Origin of the sequence: Demequina aurantiaca (genome assembly GCF_050598105.1) — a bacterium.
In the GTDB taxonomy this organism is placed as follows: Bacteria; Actinomycetota; Actinomycetes; order Actinomycetales; family Demequinaceae; genus Demequina; species Demequina aurantiaca_A.
Window position 1 is genome coordinate 1918420 of record NZ_CP192436.1, and the last position, 21114, is coordinate 1939533.

Annotated in this window: 20 protein-coding genes; 10 read left to right on the forward strand and 10 right to left on the reverse strand. The window is 66.8% G+C overall.

From position 1 onward, the window contains the following. Window positions 1-3: 3 nt before the first annotated feature. A complete protein-coding gene (gene ileS / locus ACQU6B_RS08690) occupies window positions 4-3333 on the reverse strand; it encodes an isoleucine--tRNA ligase (protein WP_430867156.1) in 3330 nt (1109 codons plus the stop codon). A 586-nt stretch (window positions 3334-3919) separates the two neighbouring features. Between ileS and ACQU6B_RS08695 the strand changes: the two genes are divergently transcribed. Both ACQU6B_RS08695 and ACQU6B_RS08700 read left to right on the forward strand, forming a co-directional pair. Next, the gene (locus ACQU6B_RS08695) at window positions 3920-5764 is read left to right on the forward strand and encodes an MFS transporter (RefSeq protein WP_430867157.1); all 1845 of its coding nucleotides are present in this window, start codon (window positions 3920-3922) and stop codon (window positions 5762-5764) included. 44 nt (window positions 5765-5808) lie between these two features. After that, on the forward strand, window positions 5809-6198 hold the full coding sequence (locus ACQU6B_RS08700) for a VOC family protein (protein ID WP_430867158.1): 390 nt from the start codon (window positions 5809-5811) through the stop codon (window positions 6196-6198). A gap of 153 nt (window positions 6199-6351) precedes the next feature. Here the strand turns inward: ACQU6B_RS08700 and ACQU6B_RS08705 are convergent, their stop codons facing one another. Continuing rightward, window positions 6352-6633, reverse strand: coding sequence for a hypothetical protein (locus ACQU6B_RS08705; RefSeq protein WP_430867159.1), 282 nt, complete (start codon window positions 6631-6633; stop codon window positions 6352-6354). 198 nt (window positions 6634-6831) lie between these two features. On the opposite strand from ACQU6B_RS08705, the gene ACQU6B_RS08710 reads away from it, so the two are divergent. Continuing rightward, window positions 6832-8049, forward strand: coding sequence for a PQQ-dependent sugar dehydrogenase (locus ACQU6B_RS08710; RefSeq protein WP_430867160.1), 1218 nt, complete (start codon window positions 6832-6834; stop codon window positions 8047-8049). A gap of 9 nt (window positions 8050-8058) precedes the next feature. Here ACQU6B_RS08710 and ACQU6B_RS08715 read toward each other — a convergent pair whose 3' ends face one another. From ACQU6B_RS08715 to ACQU6B_RS08730, 4 genes are all read right to left on the reverse strand, one after another. Beyond that, the gene (locus ACQU6B_RS08715) at window positions 8059-8802 is read right to left on the reverse strand and encodes an SDR family oxidoreductase (RefSeq protein ID WP_430867161.1); all 744 of its coding nucleotides are present in this window, start codon (window positions 8800-8802) and stop codon (window positions 8059-8061) included. Between the two features lie 27 nt (window positions 8803-8829). Continuing rightward, a complete protein-coding gene (locus ACQU6B_RS08720; RefSeq protein ID WP_430867162.1) occupies window positions 8830-9225 on the reverse strand; it encodes a DUF952 domain-containing protein in 396 nt (131 codons plus the stop codon). A 67-nt stretch (window positions 9226-9292) separates the two neighbouring features. Next, window positions 9293-9661, reverse strand: coding sequence for a hypothetical protein (locus ACQU6B_RS08725; RefSeq protein ID WP_430867163.1), 369 nt, complete (start codon window positions 9659-9661; stop codon window positions 9293-9295). 77 nt (window positions 9662-9738) lie between these two features. Next, window positions 9739-10206 (reverse strand): methyltransferase family protein, encoded by a 468-nt coding sequence (locus tag ACQU6B_RS08730; RefSeq protein ID WP_430867164.1) that lies wholly within the window; start codon window positions 10204-10206, stop codon window positions 9739-9741. Window positions 10207-10568: 362 nt separating this feature from the next. Here ACQU6B_RS08730 and ACQU6B_RS08735 point away from each other — a divergent pair, with 362 nt between their 5' ends. Beyond that, entirely contained in the window at window positions 10569-11234 is a 666-nt protein-coding gene (locus ACQU6B_RS08735) for a class I SAM-dependent methyltransferase (protein ID WP_430867165.1), read from the forward strand. A 228-nt stretch (window positions 11235-11462) separates the two neighbouring features. On the opposite strand, the gene ACQU6B_RS08740 is transcribed toward ACQU6B_RS08735, so the two are convergent. The 3 genes from ACQU6B_RS08740 to ACQU6B_RS08750 form a co-directional block, all read right to left on the reverse strand. Beyond that, a complete protein-coding gene (locus ACQU6B_RS08740; RefSeq protein ID WP_430867166.1) occupies window positions 11463-12491 on the reverse strand; it encodes a 1-acyl-sn-glycerol-3-phosphate acyltransferase in 1029 nt (342 codons plus the stop codon). A 122-nt stretch (window positions 12492-12613) separates the two neighbouring features. Further along, window positions 12614-13444, reverse strand: coding sequence for a patatin-like phospholipase family protein (locus tag ACQU6B_RS08745; RefSeq protein ID WP_430867167.1), 831 nt, complete (start codon window positions 13442-13444; stop codon window positions 12614-12616). 91 nt (window positions 13445-13535) lie between these two features. Continuing rightward, window positions 13536-14399 (reverse strand): hypothetical protein, encoded by an 864-nt coding sequence (locus ACQU6B_RS08750; protein WP_430867168.1) that lies wholly within the window; start codon window positions 14397-14399, stop codon window positions 13536-13538. 119 nt (window positions 14400-14518) lie between these two features. On the opposite strand from ACQU6B_RS08750, the gene ACQU6B_RS08755 reads away from it, so the two are divergent. From ACQU6B_RS08755 to ACQU6B_RS08780, 6 genes are all read left to right on the forward strand, one after another. Continuing rightward, window positions 14519-16213: a cytochrome c biogenesis protein DipZ gene (locus ACQU6B_RS08755; protein WP_430867169.1), complete on the forward strand. Its 1695-nt coding sequence runs from the start codon at window positions 14519-14521 to the stop codon at window positions 16211-16213. 215 nt (window positions 16214-16428) lie between these two features. Then, entirely contained in the window at window positions 16429-16800 is a 372-nt protein-coding gene (locus ACQU6B_RS08760; protein ID WP_430867170.1) for a DUF1304 domain-containing protein, read from the forward strand. Between the two features lie 213 nt (window positions 16801-17013). Further along, window positions 17014-17193 (forward strand): hypothetical protein, encoded by a 180-nt coding sequence (locus ACQU6B_RS08765; protein WP_430867171.1) that lies wholly within the window; start codon window positions 17014-17016, stop codon window positions 17191-17193. A gap of 338 nt (window positions 17194-17531) precedes the next feature. After that, window positions 17532-17813: a hypothetical protein gene (locus tag ACQU6B_RS08770; protein ID WP_430867172.1), complete on the forward strand. Its 282-nt coding sequence runs from the start codon at window positions 17532-17534 to the stop codon at window positions 17811-17813. A 50-nt stretch (window positions 17814-17863) separates the two neighbouring features. Further along, on the forward strand, window positions 17864-18514 hold the full coding sequence (locus ACQU6B_RS08775) for a sigma-70 family RNA polymerase sigma factor (protein ID WP_430867173.1): 651 nt from the start codon (window positions 17864-17866) through the stop codon (window positions 18512-18514). Further along, window positions 18511-19326, forward strand: a complete 816-nt coding sequence (locus tag ACQU6B_RS08780; RefSeq protein ID WP_430867174.1) for an anti-sigma factor — start codon at window positions 18511-18513, stop codon at window positions 19324-19326. Before ACQU6B_RS08775 ends, ACQU6B_RS08780 begins: the two co-directional genes overlap by 4 nt. Window positions 19327-19385: 59 nt before the next feature. On the opposite strand, the gene ACQU6B_RS08785 is transcribed toward ACQU6B_RS08780, so the two are convergent. After that, on the reverse strand, window positions 19386-21074 hold the full coding sequence (locus ACQU6B_RS08785) for a cation:proton antiporter (protein WP_430867175.1): 1689 nt from the start codon (window positions 21072-21074) through the stop codon (window positions 19386-19388). Between the last annotated feature and the right edge of the window lie 40 nt (window positions 21075-21114).

A 21114-nucleotide genomic window follows, 5' to 3' on the forward strand; every position in this document is an offset into this window, starting at 1 on the left:
CGCCTAGTTCGACTCGTGCTTGGCGACGGTGATGGTTAGCTCCGCGCCGGCGATGACGTCGATGCGCGAGTCCCCCGTCACGGGGTCCTGCGCGAGCGTCTCCGCCGCGATGAGGTGGCGCCACGTCTCCGCCGCCGGCACCTTGTCAACCGGCACCGTGAGCGTCAGGTGGATGCGGTCCGACACGTTCAGTCCGGCATTCTTGCGCTCGTCCTGCACCGCGCGCACCACGTCACGCGCGTAGCCCTCCGCCTCGAGCTCGGGCGTGAGCGCCGTGTCGAGCAGCACAAAGCCTCCGGAAGCCAGGACGGCCGCGGCGGAAGAAGCCCCCCCGGCCTGCGCATCGTCCGCGCCGCCGATCACCGTGACGAGGTCGTATTCGCCCGGCTCGAGCGCGATCCCTCCGGACGTGAGTACCCCATCGGTCACCGACCAGTCGCCAGACTTGGAGCCCTTGATAGCGGCCTGCACCGACTTGCCGATGCGCGGCCCGGCCGCGCGCGCATTCACGTTGAGGCGCTGCTCCACGGGGTGGGCGGCGGTGAACTGGTCGACCGTCACCCACGCGACGGACTTCACGTTCAGCTCGGACGCGACCAGCTCGCTGTAGGGAGCCATCGCGTCGGTGTCCGCCACCGCGACCTCGAGCAGCGCGAGCGGCTGGCGCACGCGGATCTGCTCCTTCTTGCGCAGCGCGTGAGCGGTCGAAACTACCTCGCGCACCTGATCCATCGTGTCCTTGAGCGACGTCGCGCCCACGGCCGATGCGTCAGCCCAGGCCGCGTTCGCCGTCGGGAAGTCCGTCAGGTGGACGGAGCGTCCGCCGGTCAGCCCGCGCCAGATCTCCTCGGTCAGCAGCGGGAGCAGCGGCGCGGCAAGACGCATCACGGTCTCGAGCACCGTGTAGAGAGTGTCGAAGGCGTCGGTCTCCTCGCCCCAGAAACGGTCGCGCTGCGTGCGGACGTACCAGTTGGTGAGCAGGTCGAAGAAGACGCGGATCGACTCGGAGGCGCCCGGGATGTCGAACTCCTCCATTTGCGCCGTCACGTCGGTCACCAGCTCGGCCGCCTTTGCCAGCACGTACCGATCCATGACGGGCAAGCCCGCCACCGCATCGTCCGCTACCGCCTTGGCTACGTAGCCGGCCCCGCCGTGAGAGGCGCCCGCGTACATCGTGAAGAAGTAGTACGTGCTCCACATGGGCAGCATCACCTGGCGGACGCCCTCGCGGATGCCCTCCTCGGTGACCGTCAGGTTGCCGCCGCGCAGGATGGGGCTGGACATCAGGAACCAGCGCATGGCGTCGGAGCCGTCGCGGTCGAACACATCTGCCACGTCCGGATAATTCTGCAGCGACTTGGACATCTTGCGACCGTCCGAGCCCAGCACGATGCCGTGGCTGATGCAGGTGGTGAACGCCGGGCGGTCGAACAGCCCGGTGGACAGGGCGTGCATGACGTAGAACCAGCCGCGGGTCTGGCCGATGTACTCCACGATGAAGTCCGCGGGGTTGTGGCTCTCGAACCACTCGCGGTTCTCGAACGGGTAGTGAACCTGGGCGAAGGGCATGGAGCCCGAGTCGAACCACACGTCGAACACGTCGGTGATGCGGCGCATGGTGGAGTCGCCGCTGGGGTCGTCCGGGTTGGGGCGCGTGAGGTCGTCGATGTACGGGCGGTGCAGGTCGGGCTCGCCTTCCTCGTTGAGGGGTAGGCGGCCAAAGTCGCGCTTGATCTCCTCGAGCGAGCCGTACACGTCGGTGCGCGGGAAGTCCGGGTTGTCGCTCTCCCATACGGGGATGGGCGTGCCGAAGTAGCGGTTGCGGCTGATGGACCAGTCGCGCGCGTTCGAGATCCAGTTACCGAACTGGCCCTCCTTGATGTGCTCGGGCACCCACGTGATTTCCTCGTTCAGCTCGACCATCCGGTCGCGGTACTCGGTGACGCGCACAAACCAGCTGCCGATCGCGCGGTAGATCAGGGGGTTGCGGCAGCGCCAGCAGTGCGGGTAGCTGTGGTCGTAGGTCTCGTGACGCAGCACCACGCCGCCGGCCTTCAGGTCCGTGATGATCTGCGTGTTCGCCTCGAAGACCTGCTGGCCCTTGTAGGGCGGCACGTCGGAGGTGAAGCGGCCGCGCGAGTCGATCGGGATGACCGGCTCGATGCCCGCCGCGAGACAGACCGTCATGTCGTCCTCACCGAAGGCGGGGGCGAGGTGGACGATTCCGGTGCCGTCCTCGGTGGTCACGAAGTCCGCGGTGAGCACCTGGTGCGCGTTGTCGCGGCCCCGGAACTCGCCGAACGGGGGCAGGTAGCGCTTGCCGGCCAGCTCGCGTCCAAGGACAGTGCGCACCACTACGGCGTTTTCGGCCGATGCCTCCTCGCCCTCCGCTGCCAACTCGCCCAGCTCGCGGGCATAGGCGCCGATGCGGGCCGTAGCCATGATCACGCGCTGGCCGGAGAAGTCGGAGTCGGCGCCGGGTTCGATCACCGAGTACTCGACCTCGGGGCCCACCGCTGCGGCGAGGTTGGACGGCAGGGTCCACGGCGTGGTGGTCCAGACGATGAGCGACTCCTGGAGCCCGTCCACCACGGCGCGGTCGCCCTGGTCATCGAGCAGCGGCAGCAGCACCGTCAGCGCGGGGTCCTGGCGCATCTGATAGACGTCGTCGTCCATCTTGAGCTCGTGGTTGGACAGCGGGGTCTCGTCGCGCCAGCAGTACGGCAGCACGCGGTGTCCCTCGTACGCCAGGCCCTTGTCGTGCAGGGACTTGAACGCCCAGATCACGGACTCCATGTACGTCACGTCGAGCGTCTTGTAGTCGTTCTCGAAGTCCACCCAGCGCGCCTGGCGGGTGACGTACGTCTCCCACTCGTCGGTGTACTTCAGCACGGAGTCGCGGCACGCCTTGTTGAACGCGGCGATTCCCATCTCCTCGATCTGGCTCTTGTCGGTGATGCCGAGGATCCGCTCGGCCTCGAGCTCCGCGGGCAGCCCGTGCGTGTCCCAGCCGAACCGGCGCTCGACGCGCTTGCCGCGCATCGTCTCGAAGCGGGGCACCACGTCCTTGGCGTAACCCGTCAGCAGGTGCCCGTAGTGCGGCAGGCCGTTGGCGAACGGCGGGCCGTCGTAGAACACGAACTCGTTGTCGCCCTCGTCTCCACCCTCCGAGGTCACCGGCCGGTTGTCGATCGACGCCTGGAACGTGTCGTCGCTCTTCCAGTACGCGAGAACTTCCTCCTCGAGCGCGGGGAAACTCGGCGAGGGGCTGATCTGGGCGGCGGCGCCGTCGACGGGAAGGCGGTGCAACGGGTAGCGAGCGTCGTGGGTCACGGCGGCGGTCCTTTGGTGACGCGGCCTCGGGTCACGAGGCCTGGGAGCAACGGGCAATAGCTGGTGGAACCTAGTCAAACTCTGCACGGGAGGGTCCGGTTGACGGACAGTTTCCCTATGCCACGAGGACGCCTGCCGGTTACCCGGCCGCGCGGTACCACCTCGCTTGCCCGACGCATCGGCGCCGCACCACTTTGCTCTCGCTATGACGGGCTGCCCGTCCGGCTCTACTGAGAATCGCGCAAACGATGCTGTTCTTCCGGAAGCTCACCGGTGATGGCCGGGTCGACGCTGGTGCGCCAAGTGTATCCCCGTCAGTCAGATCGCACGCAAGCACCGCCCACCAAGGGGTATCCGCGAGTCGTCGACCAGGCACCGGCCAGGCGTCTGCCAGGCATCTGTTTGACGCCGGGAAACACCCACCAAAACGGGGCATTTTGTGGAACGTTTTCTGGTCGCGCGTAGTTGAGTACTCGGTGGGATCATTAGGTGATCCCCGAGGGCGGCGCCGCCCCACGCATCGCGCGCCGCAACCATCGGCGCGCGACACATATCCCCCGCTACATGAGTTCTTTGGATCACCGCCGTGTCACCGATTACACAGACGCTTGAACTGCCGATTCTCGGCCTCCCCGACGACTCGGAATTCGACGACGAACCCGAGTACGACGCGCTCGCGGAGGCGTTCGGCGTCGAGTCGACCCAGGACCAGGGATTTGGCACGGCACCCACCACGATGTCGATCCCCCTCGTGGGCACCACCGAGACCCTGATCCTCGACGATGCCGCGAATACCGAACGCTCGCTCGAGTCGCTCACGATCACCCCCCTGCGGGCCAAGCTAGCGCTCACGGCGCTGGCGATCGGCGCGTTCGCTATGGGTGCGAACGAAGCCGCGGTCGTGGCCCTCAGCCCTCAGATCGCGACCGGCCTGGGCGTCCCCGTCGCGACCATCGGCCTACTGGTCACCGCCTTCGCGCTGACCATCGTGGCAGTGACGCTCCCCCTCACCTTCGCGACCAAGCGCCTCAGCAGGCGCGTCACGATGTCCGCGACCCTCGGCGTGTGGACCACGGGAGTGGTCGTAGCGGCGACCGCGGGCTCAGTCGCACAGCTCGCAGGTGGCCGCGTCATCTCCGGCGCGGCACACGCGCTGTTCTGGGCGATCGTGGCCCCCACGGCCACCCGGCTGTTCGCCCCTCACCTGCGCGGCCGCACAGTGACGCGCATCATGGTGGGCGCCGCGGCGTCCGGCGTGATCGGGACGCCGCTGGTCACCATCGCCGGCAAGAACATCGGCTGGCAGGCGCCGTTCTGGGCCCTCGCGGTGATCGGCCTGCTCCTGGCCATCGCGATGAGCCTGACGCTGCCGGGAAGCACCAGGGTCGCGTCCTCCGCCGATGGCGACGACGATGACGAGTCGACCCCCACGGCTACCATCACGCGAGGCGACCTGCCCTCGAAGAGTGCGTTCATCCGCGTTTTGGTGGTCGCTTTCCTGGCCTCCACTGCCGTGAGCGGCACCTGGACCTACATCGTCCCCTTCTACACGGGCGAGGCTCGCGTCACCTCCGAGTCCGTGCCGCTGATGTTCGCGCTCGGCGGCGTGCTCGCGGTGGGCGCGACGCTGGCGGTCTCCCCGTTCCTGGCGCGCCGCGCGGTGCGAACGGTGGCGGTCGGGATCCTGGTTCTCATGCTCGGGTGGGTGCTGCTCGCGATCGCGCAGCAGTGGAGCGCCATCGCCGCCCAGGTCGCGATCTCCGCCGGCTGGGCGATCCTGCTGGCATCGATGCTGAACTGGGCGATGCGCCACACGCCGTGGCGCATCGAGACTGGCGCGGGTACCTACACGATGACCATGAACGCGGGCGCGGCCGCGGGCCCGATGATGGGCGCGGGAATCGTGGCGCTATGGGGCATCGCCTGGCTTCCGGTCGTGTCCCTTGGCCTCACCTTTTGCGCGGCGGTCGTCACCCTCGGGGCAGACAAGACCATGCGACGCCGACTCCACGTGCCGCGACGCATCCGGATGGCCAAGCAGGAGCGCGAGGCGCTGCGGGCCCGGCGCGGCGAGTGGAGCAAGCGCTCTCGCGCGAAGGTGGACCGCCCCAAGTGGAAGGCCCGCAGCGTCAAGCTTGCTAGCCGCGACGTGGCCAAGCGGGCCGGAGCCAGCGCCGCCGGAGCCGCCCGCGCCGTCAAGCGCAAGCCACGTTCTGGTGCCCCGGGTGCTGTCGGTCCCAAGGGCGGCCCGGGCTCTCCCAGCTCTAAGGGTTCCGCTGGATCTAGGGGTTCCGCTGGCGTTAAGGGATCCCCTGGTTCCAAGAACGATGCCGGCCCCAAGGGCGGCGCTAGTCCCAAGGGCGGCCCTGGCTCCCCCGGGTCTCGCACCGACTCAACCAGACAGCGAAACGATTCCGACGCAGAATGGTGAGAGGCGCCGAGGTGCGGTGCCGCTAATCAAAGGGACGGTGCGTCATGTTCGGCTCCAATTCGGCTTTCGCGAGTTTCTCGACTGACAACCTTCCCGCCACGTGGGAGTTCTATAAGGAGACGCTCGGTCTGCAGGTGCACCCGGTGGGCGACAACCTCAACATCAGCTTCCCCAACGGCACCCACGTGATGATCTACGGCAAGGAGGGCCACACTCCCGCCAGTCACACCGTGCTCAACATCATGGTGGAGGACATCGACGAGGCCGCCGCCAAGCTCCGCGCGGCGGGCGTCAAGCTCGAGGACGTGATGGACGCGACCACCGACGGCATCTCGCATGGCAAGGGACTCGGCATGCCGAGTATCGCCTGGTTCAGGGACCCCGCCGGCAACTGGCTGGCGATCATCGAGGTCAGCGACAAGGACATCAACTAGGCGCACCTTGCGGGTGGTGACGGCCCGCAGGAGACGCTGCACAGGCGATTCATCTCCGTGTTGCGCAGGCGAGAGCTACCCGTGTCCCGCGGTGAGTGACCGTCGCGTCGACAACGCGACCCGCGGCGGTGCCTCCGAGGAGCGGTTACTTACCTACGGCGCGGCGCTCGGGTCGATGCTTGCCGCCGCGCTGGGAGGCGCGGGGATGCCCGCGGGGCTGGCGCCGTCGCTTGACGAGACCAGCCACCACACGATGCCGCCGAGGATAAGGACCGCGATGACTACCCAGAACGCGATCACTCGACCCTTGCCGCTGGGATCCTGGCTGCTCGAGGGCCCCAGAGCGCCGCCATCTTCGTTGGGATGCTGCATACCGCTCGGGTCGCCGGTGTTGCGCCCTACGTTTGCATTGGAATCCGGCGTGATGCCTGACATGGCGTTCTCCTCACCCAAACATCGATTTATGACGCTTTAAACAACTAACTCCTCTCAACCTACGCCCGATGTCACAAGCGCACTAGGTGTAACCCCACAAAGCGACAAACTTCCCATTTGAGACTGACGAATCACGCACATCTCGCATCGTTTCGCAACTTTGTCCTGGCGGACAAAAGTACGTAACCTGAACTGACAATGACTTTCAGCAAGCGAGCGTGCGCCGCAGCCATTCTTGCCGCCGCGCTGGGACTGACCGGCTGCTCAACGGACGGGGATGACGCGTCGTCCACCGCCTCCCCTTCGCAGCCGAGCACCACCGCGCAACCCAGCATCACCGCATCGGGCGCCGCCGAGCCGGTCCCCGTTCCCACTATCGTCATCGATGGCGCCCCCACCGCAACGGTCGTCTCTCAGGACGAGATCGCGAGTGGCCTGGCCGCACCGTGGGACATCGAGCCCATGCTCGACGGTTCGATGCTGGTCTCGGAGAGCGAAACCGGCACCATCAAGCGCCTTCGCGCGGGGTTCGCGACCACACTCAACGGACCCGGAGCCGAGGCGCTGCGCAGCACCGTTGACGGCGACGGCGAGGGCGGCCTGCTGGGGCTAGCGATCAGCCCCGCCGACCCCGGAGTCATCTACGCCTACGTGTCGCGTAGCGAATCCAACTCGGTGGTGAGGATGACGCTCACCGGCGAATTGCTGTCCTCGCCCGTCGAGATTGTGTCGGGCATACCTCACGCCACCAACCACAACGGGGGCCGCATCGCCTTTGGCCCCGACGGCTACCTTTACATCGCCACGGGCGACGCGGGCGACGGGCAGCTCGCGCAGGACGAGCACTCACTCGCCGGGAAGATTCTGCGGGTGGTCGCCGACGGCGGCGAGGCGGACGGCACCGCCGCCCCCGACAACCCCTTCGGCACGCTGGTGTGGTCCATGGGCCATCGCAACGTACAGGGACTTGGCTGGGCGGCCGACGGGCGGATGTACGCCACCGAGTTCGGGCAGGATCTGCAGGACGAGCTCAACCTGATTGTGCCCGGCGCCAACTACGGCTGGCCCGCTGTCGAGGGACTCGAGGGGTCCCCGGACGGCACCGCGCTTGGCGAGACCGTCGACGGCCTGACCTACCCGGTCGCGCAGTGGCCCGTCGCGGACGCCTCGCCGTCGGGGATGGCCATCACCGCGGACGCGATCTACATCGCGGCGCTGCGCGGCGAGGAGATCTGGCGCGTCCCCTTGACGCAGACCGGCACCGGGGCCCCCGCGCCGCTGGAACTAGACCTGGGCCGCATCCGCGACGTCGCGGTGGGGCTGGAGGGCTCGCTGCGCGTCCTTACCAGCAACACTGACGGGCGCGGCGACCCCAGCGACTCGGACGACCACGTCTACCGACTCGGCCTGTCGTAGCGCCTCGATTTACCGCCGCACCAGCTTGGTCGCGCCGCCCTGTTCGCGTGGACGCACCACCATCTGGTCGATGTTGACGTGATGAGGACGAGTCAGAGTCCAGGCGATGGCGTCCGCGATGTCATCGGCGTGCAGCGGCTCTATGCCCTGGTAGACGGCGTCGGCCTTGGCCTGATCCCCACCAAAACGGTTGAGTGAGAACTCCTCGGTGTGCACCATCCCGGGAGCGATCTCGATCACGCGCACACCGGTTCCCGTGAGCTCGAGACGCAGGGTACGAGCCATGGCCACCTCTGCGGACTTGGCCGCGACGTAGCCCGCGCCGTTCTCGTAGGGCTCGTGCCCGGCAGTCGAGGTCACAATCACCACGTCTCCGCGCCCCGACGCCTCCAGCGCCGGGAGCAACGCTTGCGTGACACGCACGGTGCCGACCACGTTGACGGCGTACTGCTGGGTCCACTCGTCGAGGGCGGACAAGGCGATGGTGTCTACCCCGACCGCGCCGCCCGCGTTGTTGACCAGCGCGTGCACGGGTCCGCGCAGTTTGAGTTCGGCCGCGAGCGCGGCGACGTCCTGGTCCGAGGTGATGTCCGCGGTGAAGGTCGCGCACCCCACCTCCTTCGCGAGGTCCGCGAGCCGGTCGGCGCGGCGCGCGACGGCGGTCACATCCCAGCCCTCGGCAACTAGGCGGCGGACGGTCGCGGCGCCAATGCCGGAGGACGCTCCGGTCACTACTGCGTGAAGTTCGGTCATGTGGGCTAAGTCCTTTGGTGAGGGGCGTTAGATGGGGAGGAGCTGGTCGAGCTGCAGGGCGCCATCCTCGTCCAAGTGCACGATGTCGGTGTGGATCACGGCGCGCGGCAGGAGCGGACCGAACAGGTGCGGAAACGGCTGCTCATGCTCGGGGGAGGTCTCGAACTCGACCCGGGAGTCGAGCAGAGCGGGGTCGATCGTGAGCATCAGGACATCGTCGCGACCCTTATAAAACTTCTCGGCCACGTGCCGCACCTGGCTGGCGCGTGACAGGTGGATGAATCCCTCCTCCTGGAGCGTCGAGTCGACGCTGGACCTCTCGTACTGCTGCCCTGGCAACGGCGGCCAGTGCTCCGCGAGTGCCAGGTGGTAGTAGTACTCGTGGTTCTCGAGATTCATAGATTCGTTGCCCTCACTGCTCATCGGATACGTGCTGCTACTCGGTTTGTCGCTGTCAATCAGTTACGCGCTACCAGCAAGTGACGTGCTGTCACTTGGGCCCATACTGACGCACCCGCCTGAGCTCCCTGCGAGAGAGGATCTGCAGCGGGTCCGGATCTGACGCCCTTCGAGCGTCTTCGAGTACCAGACTAGCCACCTTGAGATCGATGTCTCCGTCGGGGTCGTGCAGGCTGACGGTCGGCGGTTCGGTGAGTGCGGTGAGGCCAAAGTCGACGATGAGTTCGCGCGCGACCAGGTGCGCGTGAGAGCGCAGCGAGTGGGTGCCGATCAGGGACGTCACGAAGACCACCCTCCAGCCGATCGGCCCGCGAAACAACTGGTAGCCGGCGCCCTCGAGCAGCGCCGCCGACTCCGCAGAGGGGCGCGCAACCTCGACTGACAGCTCGATGCTCGCCATGCACCTATAGTCGCACCGCTGGTGCCGCTCGTCACGTCAATAGCCCAAAGTGCCTGGCGCTGATAGCGAGTGGCAGGCTATCCGCGTTTGCCGATGCCCGGCAGGAACTTGCCCGTACGCGCGGCATACTCCGCGTAGCCGTCGTAGGTCTTCAGCAGGTAGCGCTCTTCGTACCGCGTCTTCACCTCGAAGAACACCACGAGCGCGAGGACCACGACATAGGTCTGAATCTTGCCCGCTCCCACGGCCACGCCCAGGCAGATCAGCAGGATTGCCGTGTACATGGGGTGGCGCGCGAACTTGTAGATTCCCTTGGCGGCCAGCCCCTTGCCGTTGGGCACGGGTAGAGGGGTCAGCGAGCTGCCCAGGTCGCGCCCCGACCAGAACATGCCTGCTGCGCCCACCAGGATCAGGACGATGCTCAGCACGAGCGAGTCCCACACGGCCGGGCCGATGGCCGGCACCAGGGCCGCCACCACTACCAGCAGGAACAGCAACCCTTGCAGGGCGACCATGGCCCATGCACCCAAACTCTTGTCAGCCATCAGGCCAGCGTAGGCCCTCCAGCGCCGGTGACTCGCAGACCAGTGGGCGCGCGAGGCACCTTGCGCCGTGACTGACTCCCCCGCCGGGGTTCAGTCAGGGAGCGGTCACGGGCCCCGATCATCGATGTCAGGTCGCCCGGGACGAGCCGCCTAGGGTCTTGGGCGCACTCTTCAAGCGGGCCAGGCCGCCAGCCCGCGCAAAGACATGCGATAGCCCGATAGCCATGGTAGACACGACTATGGGATCAGAGCAGACCCAAGGACAACTCTGGGGCGCCGAACCAAGCAATTGGGCCGCACACGAGTTGCAGCACGCACCCCTGTTTAGCGCGATGATCGAAGCGACAAGCATTGGCCCAGATATGCGCGTCCTCGATGTCGGCTGCGGTGCCGGTCACTCGAGTGACCTCATCCGCAGAGCTGGAGCCCAGGTGATTGGCATTGACGCCGCTGAGGGCTTAATCGACTACGCCAGCCGAACATTCGCCGGGATCGACTTCCAGGTCGCCGGGATGGAACACCTGCCCTTCGCCGACGGCGACTTCGACGTTGTCTTCGGCGCTAATTCAGTGCAGTACGCCGCGGACCTCGGGAAGGCGCTCACAGAACTCAGGAGAGTGTGCACGCCGGGGGGTGCGGTCGTCGCCGGCCTATTCGGAACGCCCGACCAGATTTCATACAAGCCCGTTCTAGACGCGATCGGCCGGTTCTTGCCTCGACCACCTCCCGGACGCAAGCCCGGAGGCCCCTATCGGCTGTCTGCCCCCGGAGTGCTCGAGGATGCCTTCACTTCAGTCGGGATGGCTGTGTCGGCCACCGGCGAAGTCAACTGTCCGTTCCAGTACAGCGACTGGGACCAGTACTGGCGCAGCACCAGGGCCGCGGGGCCGGCCCAACTGGCCATCAGCCTGGCAGGCCTGGACGCCGTCGAACAGGCGGCTCGTAGCGCCATCAAGCACCATGTCGCTAGCGACGGAAGCATCTCCTTCGACTCGAACAAGTTCATCTACGTCGTCGGGATGGCCTAAGCCGAGCTTGCCCTTGGCCAGAGTTGGCCTGGCTACCCGAAAGAATGAGCATCGCCGCCGTCGGCGACGTTCTCATCAATGACGCTCTGCTTTATGACGTTCTCATCATTACTGCGCAAGCTCTTCTGCATTGATTGGTCGCAGACCAGTGGGCGGATAAGGCCACCTGGAAGTCTGACTCCCGGCTTGAGTGCAACTAGAGAGATCCCCTGGCGCGGATGGTCGACGTCAGGTCGCCCGCGAGGACCCCGCCGCACACTCGGGCTGGTTCTCATCGATCCATTGGTCGATGCGCTCCCACCACGAGTACAGCCAGTCCTCGCGATCGGCGCGGCTCTGCGGAATCTCGTCGGCGTCCGCGAGCCAGCCCTTGAGCATGATGGTCTTGTCCGCGGGCAGCTCACGCCAGATATCGCGAACCGTCGACAGCCGCTCCAGCCCGGTATGGGCGACGACCACGACCGCGGCCTCCGGGCACGCCTCCATCGCCGCCAGGACCCCGCCACCGTGCGGAGGCATCACGTGCGGCATGGCCTCGGCGCGGTCCGCGAGCTCGTGGTGGCCGGCTGCTCGCAGCGCGGCGATCCGCTTCACTCGGCGCTTTGGCGTGGCGTTCGCGCCCTCGGGGAAGATCAGCAGCGCGTCGTCCACGCCAAGCGCCGATGCGAGGCTCGCCACGGCGGCCGTCCCTCCCGGGGCGCCGGGCTTGCGGCGACGATAAGGAGACACGAACCGGGTAGGGATTCGGTTGAGCAGGGTGCCCACCGCGGGGTCCCACTGCAGGGTGTCCTTGAGCACGATCGCGGGCTGGCGGCTGTACTTATTGATCAGCGCCTCGACGATGATGAAGGAGTCCGCGGGGCCCGCGTGCCGCGACACCACGATGATGGGGCGCCCCGGGGCGATCGAGTCGAGGTTCACGTCCTCCGGCTCGATCTTTAAGCGCAGAGTCCAGCGGGCTGCGGCGAAGATCGAGCCCAGCATCCGTCCGGCGAGCCGGTAGTGAGCACGTTGGAAGGCGGGGGCCTGCATCTTCCACCCGAAGCCGGACGCAATCCATAGGATCAGCATCCAGACGAGCGCGAGCGCGTCCCACAGCAGGTAGACGCCCGCGATAAAGAGGATCCGCAGGATGCGGGCCCGTCCGGGTAGCGCCAGGCTTAGCAGCCCCGCGACCACGATGAATAGCCAGAACGCGTTGGGCAGCCACACCAGGGCGGCGAGTACTACTACCGGTGCGATGACTAGCCTCCGCACCCACGGCGAGGGAACTCCCCACGAGATACGCCGCGCCGTGCGACGCGTTGCGGCACCGCCCCGCGCTTCTCGCGAAGCCCCTGCGGGCTCGTTCGTTCGGGCGGGACGCGCGTCGTCGCGAGTCACTGTCCCACTCCCGCCTGCGCAAGGTAGGCGGCCGAGGCTTTGTATCCCGCCTCGATGCGCCGCTGAGTCTGATCCAGTCGCTTGAACGCACCCAGCTTCTGGTCGCCCTCCTGCGCGCCTCCGTACGGCAGTACGTGCACCACGACACCCGCGGGGATTCCTGCCAGCTCGCGAGCAAAACGGTGACGCCGGGAAATCTCGAAGGCGACCTTTGCGACGTCGGAGGGTTTGCGTGGAACCTCTAGCGGCTCCTCGATACGGCCGACCTGCAGCACGTAGACCTCGTCGGCGCCCCGGGCGATCGCCTCACCCAGCGGGATGGAGTTCACGACGCCGCCGTCGATGTAGTGCTCGCCGTCGATCACGGTGGGAGGCAACGCGGCCGGGACCGAGGCCGAGGCCAAAACGGCCTCGACGACCCGCCCAGAGTCGAACCAGGTCTCGGCGGCGCGCTCGATATTCGCGGCGCACACCGCGAGCGGCACCTTGAGCTCCTCGAAGCGCGCGTCCTCGCCAACGACGCTGACGATGAGTTCACGCAAGGGCGCCGGGTCATTCAGGTGCGTCTTCGACTTGGCGAGACGGCGCAGTTGGCGAACCCAGGACTCGCCGTAGATGGAGCCGGCCGCGGGAGATGACCACGCTGCCTCCAGCGTGTCAACCACGGACAGCGTGGGATTCGCGGCCACGGCGGCGCCGTTGATGGCGCCGATCGACGTCCCCACGATGACGTCTGGCGTCACACCGGCCTCGAATAGCGCGCGCACCATCCCCACCTCTACTGCGCCGCGAACGCCGCCACCACCAAGGACTAGGGCCACTGTCATGGGAATACGCTACCGCGCAGTTCTGCGGCGCTCACCACTGTTTCGAGGTACTTACCTCCGTTCCGAGGCACTCACCCCGGTTTAGAGGCACCTACGCCCGTTCCGAGGTACTCACCCCCGTCACCATCCACAGGCCCGAACGCCACTCGAGCTGGACATTCAACGTTGCGGGCCCTCCGGCGGTGCTCGTGGCGAGGGTGCCGTCTGGATTCCACGCCTGGGTCAGGGCCTCCTCTACGGGAATGTTGACCACCACCGTGCCGTCCCCGACTCGACCGCCATCGAAGGAGTCGCCCACCGGCGTGAATTTGCCACCCATCACGCGCACGTTTGACGCGGCGGCGGTCGTCGCGGCTTCGAGCACCGACGCGCACCATGTACATTCGGGCGCGCTAATCGCGGAGAACAAAGAGAGGTCCCCGGGCTTATCGGGAGCGGTGGCATAGACGTCGTCGGCCGTGTTCATCAGGATGAAAGCGGTGTGGAACGCCGCGTCCTCAGTATCAGCCAGCGGCACCGGGATCAGTTCGGCTATTTGGTCAGCGCCCACCACGTTCTGGGTGCTGACCACGTAGATGGAATCGCTCAGCGGTCCCGGGCCGGCGGCATCGTTGGGAAAGGCGGTTTCAGCCGCTTCCGGATTGGGAGGGTTGCTCGCGCCGGGCGGATCGGTCGGCGCGGTCGGATCACCCGGCGCAGTCGGATCCCAGGAGTCGGAAGCATCAGCCGCATCAGCCGCATCAGCCGCATCGGCCGGAGAGGTCGAGCCAGACGCGGTCAGGCCGGCAGAGCCTCGCTCGCCGGCCGACCCCGCCGGCGAGCAGCCGGCCACCGTCATCGTCAGCACGAGCGCGGCCACGCACGCCAATGCCAGGCACACGTTCGCCGCCGTCTCGAGCCGCACGTTCAGCGCAGCGCTCTTCGTCTTGGCCATGATCCGTCGCATCGTCTCCATGCAAGCCACGGTAGGTACGCGACCCACCCCCGCATCGGCCGCGAGGGCAATCTGTGGAAAACCTCAGACGCCACTCAAACTCGTCCCATCCCCGCGCAGTCCGGCGCCGAATAGGAGTCATGTTCACACTCATCATCGTCGGCCTCGTGTCCGGCATCATCACGGCCATCAGTCCGTGCGTCCTGCCGGTCCTGCCGGCGATCCTTACCAGCTCCATCCAGGACGGCGCGGCCAACAAGCGCCGGCCGTATGTCGTGGTCGGCGGCCTGGTGGTGAGCTTCGCGGTCTTCACGCTCATCGGCGGGATCCTCATCAGCCTGCTGGGACTGCCCGACGACGTGCTGCGCTGGGCCGGAATCATCACGCTGGCAGTGGTGGGACTCGGCCTGGCCATCCCGGCAGTGGGACACATCCTCGAGAAGCCGTTCGTCAACACCAAGATCCCCACCCTGAACCGCGAAGGCAACGGCTTCGTGATGGGACTGGCGCTCGGACTCGTGTTCGTGCCGTGTGCGGGACCCATCCTCGCGTCCATCACCGTGCTGGCCGCGACCAACGGCATCAGCTGGGGCCTCATCGCCCTGACCGTCTCCTTCTCCGTCGGCATCGCGATCCCGCTGTTGCTGTTCGGCGTCGCTGGTCAGAGCATCGGCAGCCGCATCAAGGCTGTCCGCGAGCGCCTGCAGGCCATCCGCATCGCCTCGGGCGTCGTCCTGATGCTCACCGCGCTGGTCATCGCCACCAACCTGGCGGAGCCGCTGCAGCGTTCGGTCCCCGGCTTCCTCGCCTCCATTCAGGAGTCGATCGAGAACAACGACAACGTGCAGGGCGAGCTCGACGACCTCTCCGGCCGTGAGGCCGCGGCGCCCACGTCCGGCGACGAACTTACGTTCGACGAGTGCGAGAAGGGCGACGCCACCGTGCTGCAGAACTGCGGCCCGGCGCGCGACCTGCCCGGCATCCAGGAATGGCTCAACACCCCAGGCAACGAGGCGCTCAGCCTCGACGAGCTCGAGGGAGAGGTCGTACTGCTCGACTTCTGGACCTACTCCTGCATCAACTGCCAGCGCACCTTCCCGTACCTCAACGGGTGGAACGAGCGCTACGGCGACGACGGACTCACGATCATCGGCGTCCACTCCCCCGAGTTCAACTTTGAGAAGGTCGTCAGCAACGTCGAGGACGCCACCGAGCGCTACGGGATCGAGTACCCCGTCGCGATCGACAACGACTTCACCACCTGGCGCGAATGGGATCAGCGCTTCTGGCCCGCTCACTACCTCATCGACCAGACCGGCACCGTGGTCCAGGTGCACTACGGCGAGGGTAAGTACGAGGCCACCGAGAAGCTGATTCAGCAGTTGCTCGACGCCCCGCCGCAGGAGGCAGTCCAGGCGGACACCGGAGGCAGCACCGCGTCTCGCACTCCTGAGCTCTACGTTGGCTCGGCACGCCTGAGCGCTGCGGAGAACTCGGACATCATTCCCGGCCAGGAGCACACCTACACGGCCAACCCCACCCCGATCCGCGACGAGTTCAGCTTTGGCGGCGACTGGACCATCGAGCCGGAATACGCGGTCGCCGGCGAGGGCGCGACGCTGGACCTCAACTTCTACGCGGCCGATGCCCACCTGGTCTTGGCCGGTGACGGCACGGTCACAGTGACGCTGGCCGGGGACCCGTCCTACAGTGAGGTGATCGACGTGGGCGGGGTATCTGACCTGGTCGACCTCTATGAGGGTCCGCCCATCGAGGACACGCTGCACCTCGAGTTCTCGGAAGGCGTCGAGGCGTACGCGTTCACGTTTGGGTGATCGCGAGAGTTGAGCTGATCAGAGATGCCGGGTGCCCGAGGGCACCCGGCATTTCTGCGTGCGGGCGGACAAACGGAGAAACTGGCAGCCGACGAATGGGCGAACGGGCGGACGGAGACACCTCCGTCTCCAAGGTCGGACATGGCGCTCGCTTCGCCACGTCCGACCTCCCCGCATGTTTTTGGGCCTCCGGCACCACTGTTAGGTTTTTACCCATGACAACAGTTGCCGTAATCTTCGCCGCAATCGCCGGCCTCATGCACGTGATGATCTTCCTCATGGAGGTCTTTTTCTTCAACCGCCCGTCCATCTTCAAGCGCTTCGGAGCGAAGGATGCTGAGACGGCCGCCATCCAGGCTCCCGTGTTCTACAACATCGGCTTCTACAACCTCTTCCTTGGCCTGGGAGCGCTCGTCGGCGCGTGGATGCTCGCCGACTCGGGCGCTGTGTCGCTCGTGGCCTTCACCTGCCTCTTCATGGTGGGCGCCGGGATAGTGCTCGTCACGCGAGCACCCGAGCTGGCCCGCGCGGCAGCCATGCAGGCGACCCCGCCGGCAATCGCCCTGATCGCGCTGCTGCTCGCCTAGCCAGCTCCACAGTGCAGGGCCAAGAAGCGTCTCGTTAGCTTCAAGCCCAGGCAAAGCGGCGACCACTTTGTCGCTTCTGCCTAGGCTCACCGCACGTAAATTGTTAGTAAACTGACAGGAAATCTTCGGAATGTCCGGAACATTCCCTTTGTGCCCGTGCGTTTACTGGCATAGCGGGCCGAGTGGCTCGCCTAGTGAACAAGGAGGCACCTCATGAATATTCGTCATGCTGCAGTTCCCGTTCTGATCCTCGCTGGAGGAGCACTCCTCGCCGCATGTGGCGACACGACCGCCGACGGCGGTGCCACTCCCGGCACTGACCTCGACGCGACGGTGGCCCCTCTGGAGTCGACCATGTCGCCGTTGGAGTCGACGACGGGCACCGACGGCTAACCCGCCATACGTCACTAGGGGTGGCACGCCAAGTCTGGCGTGCCACCCCTTTTTTTGGGTCAAAACACGATCCGAACTGGCCAAGCGCTCCTCCCCGTCAAGCGCTCTACCCGGCCCATCCACCCCCACCGTGAGCACCATCCGCTGCTCCCTAGGTTCACGTGCGGGTTGACGAACGGCCCGTAGCGCCTCAACGGTTCACACAGCGGTGAATTCCCGACCCATCCACCCCCACCAGGACTCCGAATAGAGACATGTAGGGCCGCCCGGCCATGCGACGCGGGCGCGAACCGCCACGTGACTTAGCTTTCTATATTCCTGGAGGAATCATGAAGACCATGACCAAGTTTGCAGTTCCCGCCATCATCGCCGTCTCCGGATTCGTCCTGGCCGGATGTGGTGACTCAGGCGACGCGACCCCCGAGTCCTCGATGGAGTCCACCATGGAAGCGACCATGGAAGCGACGATGGAAGCCACCATGGCGCCCGAGGCAGAAATGTCAGAGGACGCCATGATGGAAGAAGACAAGATGGAAGAAGACGCCATGGAAGAGGGCGACTCTGCGGAGCACTCCGAGGATGCCATGATGGAAGAAGACAAGATGGAAGAAGAGGGCTAAAGCCAACACGTAGCGAGGGGGCGATCGAGACGGATACGGAGGACGAGGATATGAGCGCAGCGCGACACCTTCACGCGGTGACTTCCTCCGACGACCGCGCGCCCAGCCAGGCCGAACCTTCGCCGAGCGCCGCGTCTGGCGCGGCCACGCGACTCGACCTCGCCCCCTTGCTCACGGCTACCGGGCGCGGCTCAGCCGTCGCCTACGAACAGCTCTACAACGAGGTCTCCGGCGCCGTCTACGGCATCGCCCTACGGGTGGTCCGCGACCCGCAAATGGCGGAGGACATCGCGCAGGAGGCACTCGTCGAGGTCTGGCGACACGCCTCCCGATACCGCGCCGATGCCGGATCCGCCCGGTCGTGGATTCTCACCATCGCGCAGCGCCGGGCCGTTGACCGCGTGCGCTCGGAGCAGTCCCACACGGATCGCCTGATCAAGCACGCGCCGCGCGACGAGGTGTCCCCCGCGGAGCAGGACCAGGTGGTGGATACGATGTTCGCCGACTGGCAGGCCGCCCGCGTGCGCGCCGGTCTTGAGGCCCTCACGGAACGCCAGCGCGAGGCGCTGGAACTCACCTACTTCAAGGGATACACGCACCGCGAGGTGTCCCAGGCACTAGAAATACCGCTCGGCACCGCCAAGGCGCGGGTGCGGGACGGACTCATCAAACTCAGAGACGCATGGGAGGCAGGAGCATGACCGACAACGTTCACTCGCTGCTGGGCCCGTACCTCGTCAACGCCGTGACTCCTGCCGAGCGCGACGAGTTCGACGCCCACCTGCCCGGCTGCCAGGACTGCCGCGACGAGGTGGCTTCGCTCGCCGACGTTACCGCCGCGCTGGCCGAGGCGGAGGCCGTCGCTCCCCCGCTGTCGCTGCGTTCACGCGTGATGGCCGAGGCCGCCCTCACCCCGCAACTGCCGCCGCTGGACCTCACCGAGGAAACCACGCCGGCGCTCGAACTCGACCCGACAACCGCATCTGCCGGGGACGCTGCCGAGCCCGCCGCGGCATCGGCTTCCGTGACGAGCCTGGCCGATGCCAGGGGCACCCGGCCCGCGCACCGGCGCCGCAACGCGTTCATCGGCATCGCTGCGGCCTCCGTGCTGATGCTGGGAGCGGCCGGAATTGGACTGTCGACGCAGAACGCGCACCAGCAGGAGCTCGCGGTGGAGAAGGAACTCATGATGGTCACGAGCGCGCCAGACGCGCACGCGATGGACCTGGACCTGGGCGCGTCCCACCTGGTCATGAGCGTGCGCATGGACACCGTGGTGGCCATGGGCCAGGCCGCGCCGATGCCGGATAAGGGCATGGAGTATCAGCTGTGGCTGATGATGGATGACGGCAAGGCGATGCCGGGGCCTACGTTCATGCCCGAGGACGACGGCGAGTTTCTCACCATGATGCACACCGGCTTCGACGACGTGGCGGGATTCATGGTCACGCAGGAGCCGATGGGCGGGTCCGAGTCGCCGACCTCCGCCTCGCTGACCGAGATCCACCTCTAGGTTTGCTGTCGCGCCGCGACTCGCGGCCGTAATTCACTGAGCGTTGCCTGCGAAGCCAATCAGTCGTGGTCGCTCTTGAGTTCCACCGATATCTGGTCCGCGTCGAGGACCCGCAGCGCGTGCCGCAGCGCCTCGGAACTGTGCGCGCCCACGCCCCGGGCCGCCATCAGGTGGTCACGTTGCCGCGCGATGACCTTGAGGCGCAGCTCGTTGATCTGCACGCCGTAGACCGGCCTGGACTCCTCGGTCTCCTCGCCGCGCTCGCGCACCAGCGCCATCCGCGTCCAGCCGATGGTGCGAGTGTCGTAGGCGCTGCCGTCGGGCCGGCACAGTTTCGGGTCGTCGAGCACCTTGGAGGCGACGTCGGACAGCTCGTCGAACAGGCCGCTCTGCTCCGCATCGTCCGCCGCGGTGCCGTCCGAGACCAGGCCAAGCCGCCGCACCAGCCACGGCAGCGTTCCGCCCTGAATCAGCAGCGAACCGGCCGCCACCACGAACGCGATCAGCACCAGCGTTGATCGCGACGGCGTGTCCGCGGGAAGCGTCTGCGCCGCGGCCAGCGTGAGGGCGCCACGCATCCCGGCCCACACCAGCACCACCCCCTCGCGCCTGCCCAGCCGACTGTCCGTGAGGTAATCCACGTCGGCGACCCGCTGCTTCACGCGCCTGGTGAAGTGCCGTCGCTTGCGCTGATCGTTGATGCCGCCGGCGAGCGAGGCGAACTGCTCGAGCCGCTCCCGCGACGCCTCCCCCTTGCGGGCGCGCCTGCGCTCGAGCACTAGAACCATCCCCACGTACAGGGACCGCACCACCAGCACGAGCACCAGCGCGACGCCGCCGAGCTCCACGGCAAACCAGACGCTGCCGTGAGTCTCGCGCACGCCGTCGACGATCCCGATCAGCTCCAGGCCCATGATCGCGAAGATCGCGCCCTCGAGGAGCAGCTCGATGGTGCGCCAGTTCTGCGTTTGCGACAGCCGATCCTGGGGTCGCAGGTACTTCGCGGCCAACGCGCTCGTCACGAGTCCCGCGGTTACGGCCGCGACCAGGCCCGATGCGTCGATCGCCTCCGCCGGCACGTAGGCCACGAACGGCAACACGAAGGAGATGGCGGTACTCGCTGCGGGGTTGGGGATGCGCTTGCGCACGCGCAGCCCGAGGTACCCGACGATTCCGCCGATCACCACGGCGAGCACCACCGACTTCGCGAAGTCGAACGCCACCTCGACCAGCGTGACGCTCACGGCCGCCGCCGCGATCGAGGAACGGAGCAATACCAGCGCCGATGCGTCGTTCAGCATGGATTCACCCTCGAGCACCGTCACCACTCGCGGGGACACGCCGAGCCGCTTGATGATGTTGGTGGCCACCGCATCGGTGGGGCTCACAATGGCGCCAAGCGCGATGCCGATGGGCAGCGAGATGCCGGGGATCGCCCACCAGAAGAAGAACCCCATCGCGACGGAACCCACTATTACTAGCAGCACCGACAGCCCGCTGATGGCGCTGAAGTTGCGCCTAAAGTCCATGGTGGGCACGGAGACCGCGGCCGAGTACAGCAGCGGCGGCAGGACGCCGGCCAGGATGAACTCGGGGTTGATGTCGAGGTGAGGGACGCCCGGGATGAAGCTGACGGCTACGCCCCCGGCCAACAGGATCAGCGGCGCCGCGACGCCGATGCGGGGCGCGATCGAGTTCACGGCGACGATGCCGAGCACTCCCAAGATGGCGACGATGGCGACGTCCATGTAATCCTCCTGCGATAAGACAACCACACCCGCGACCGTG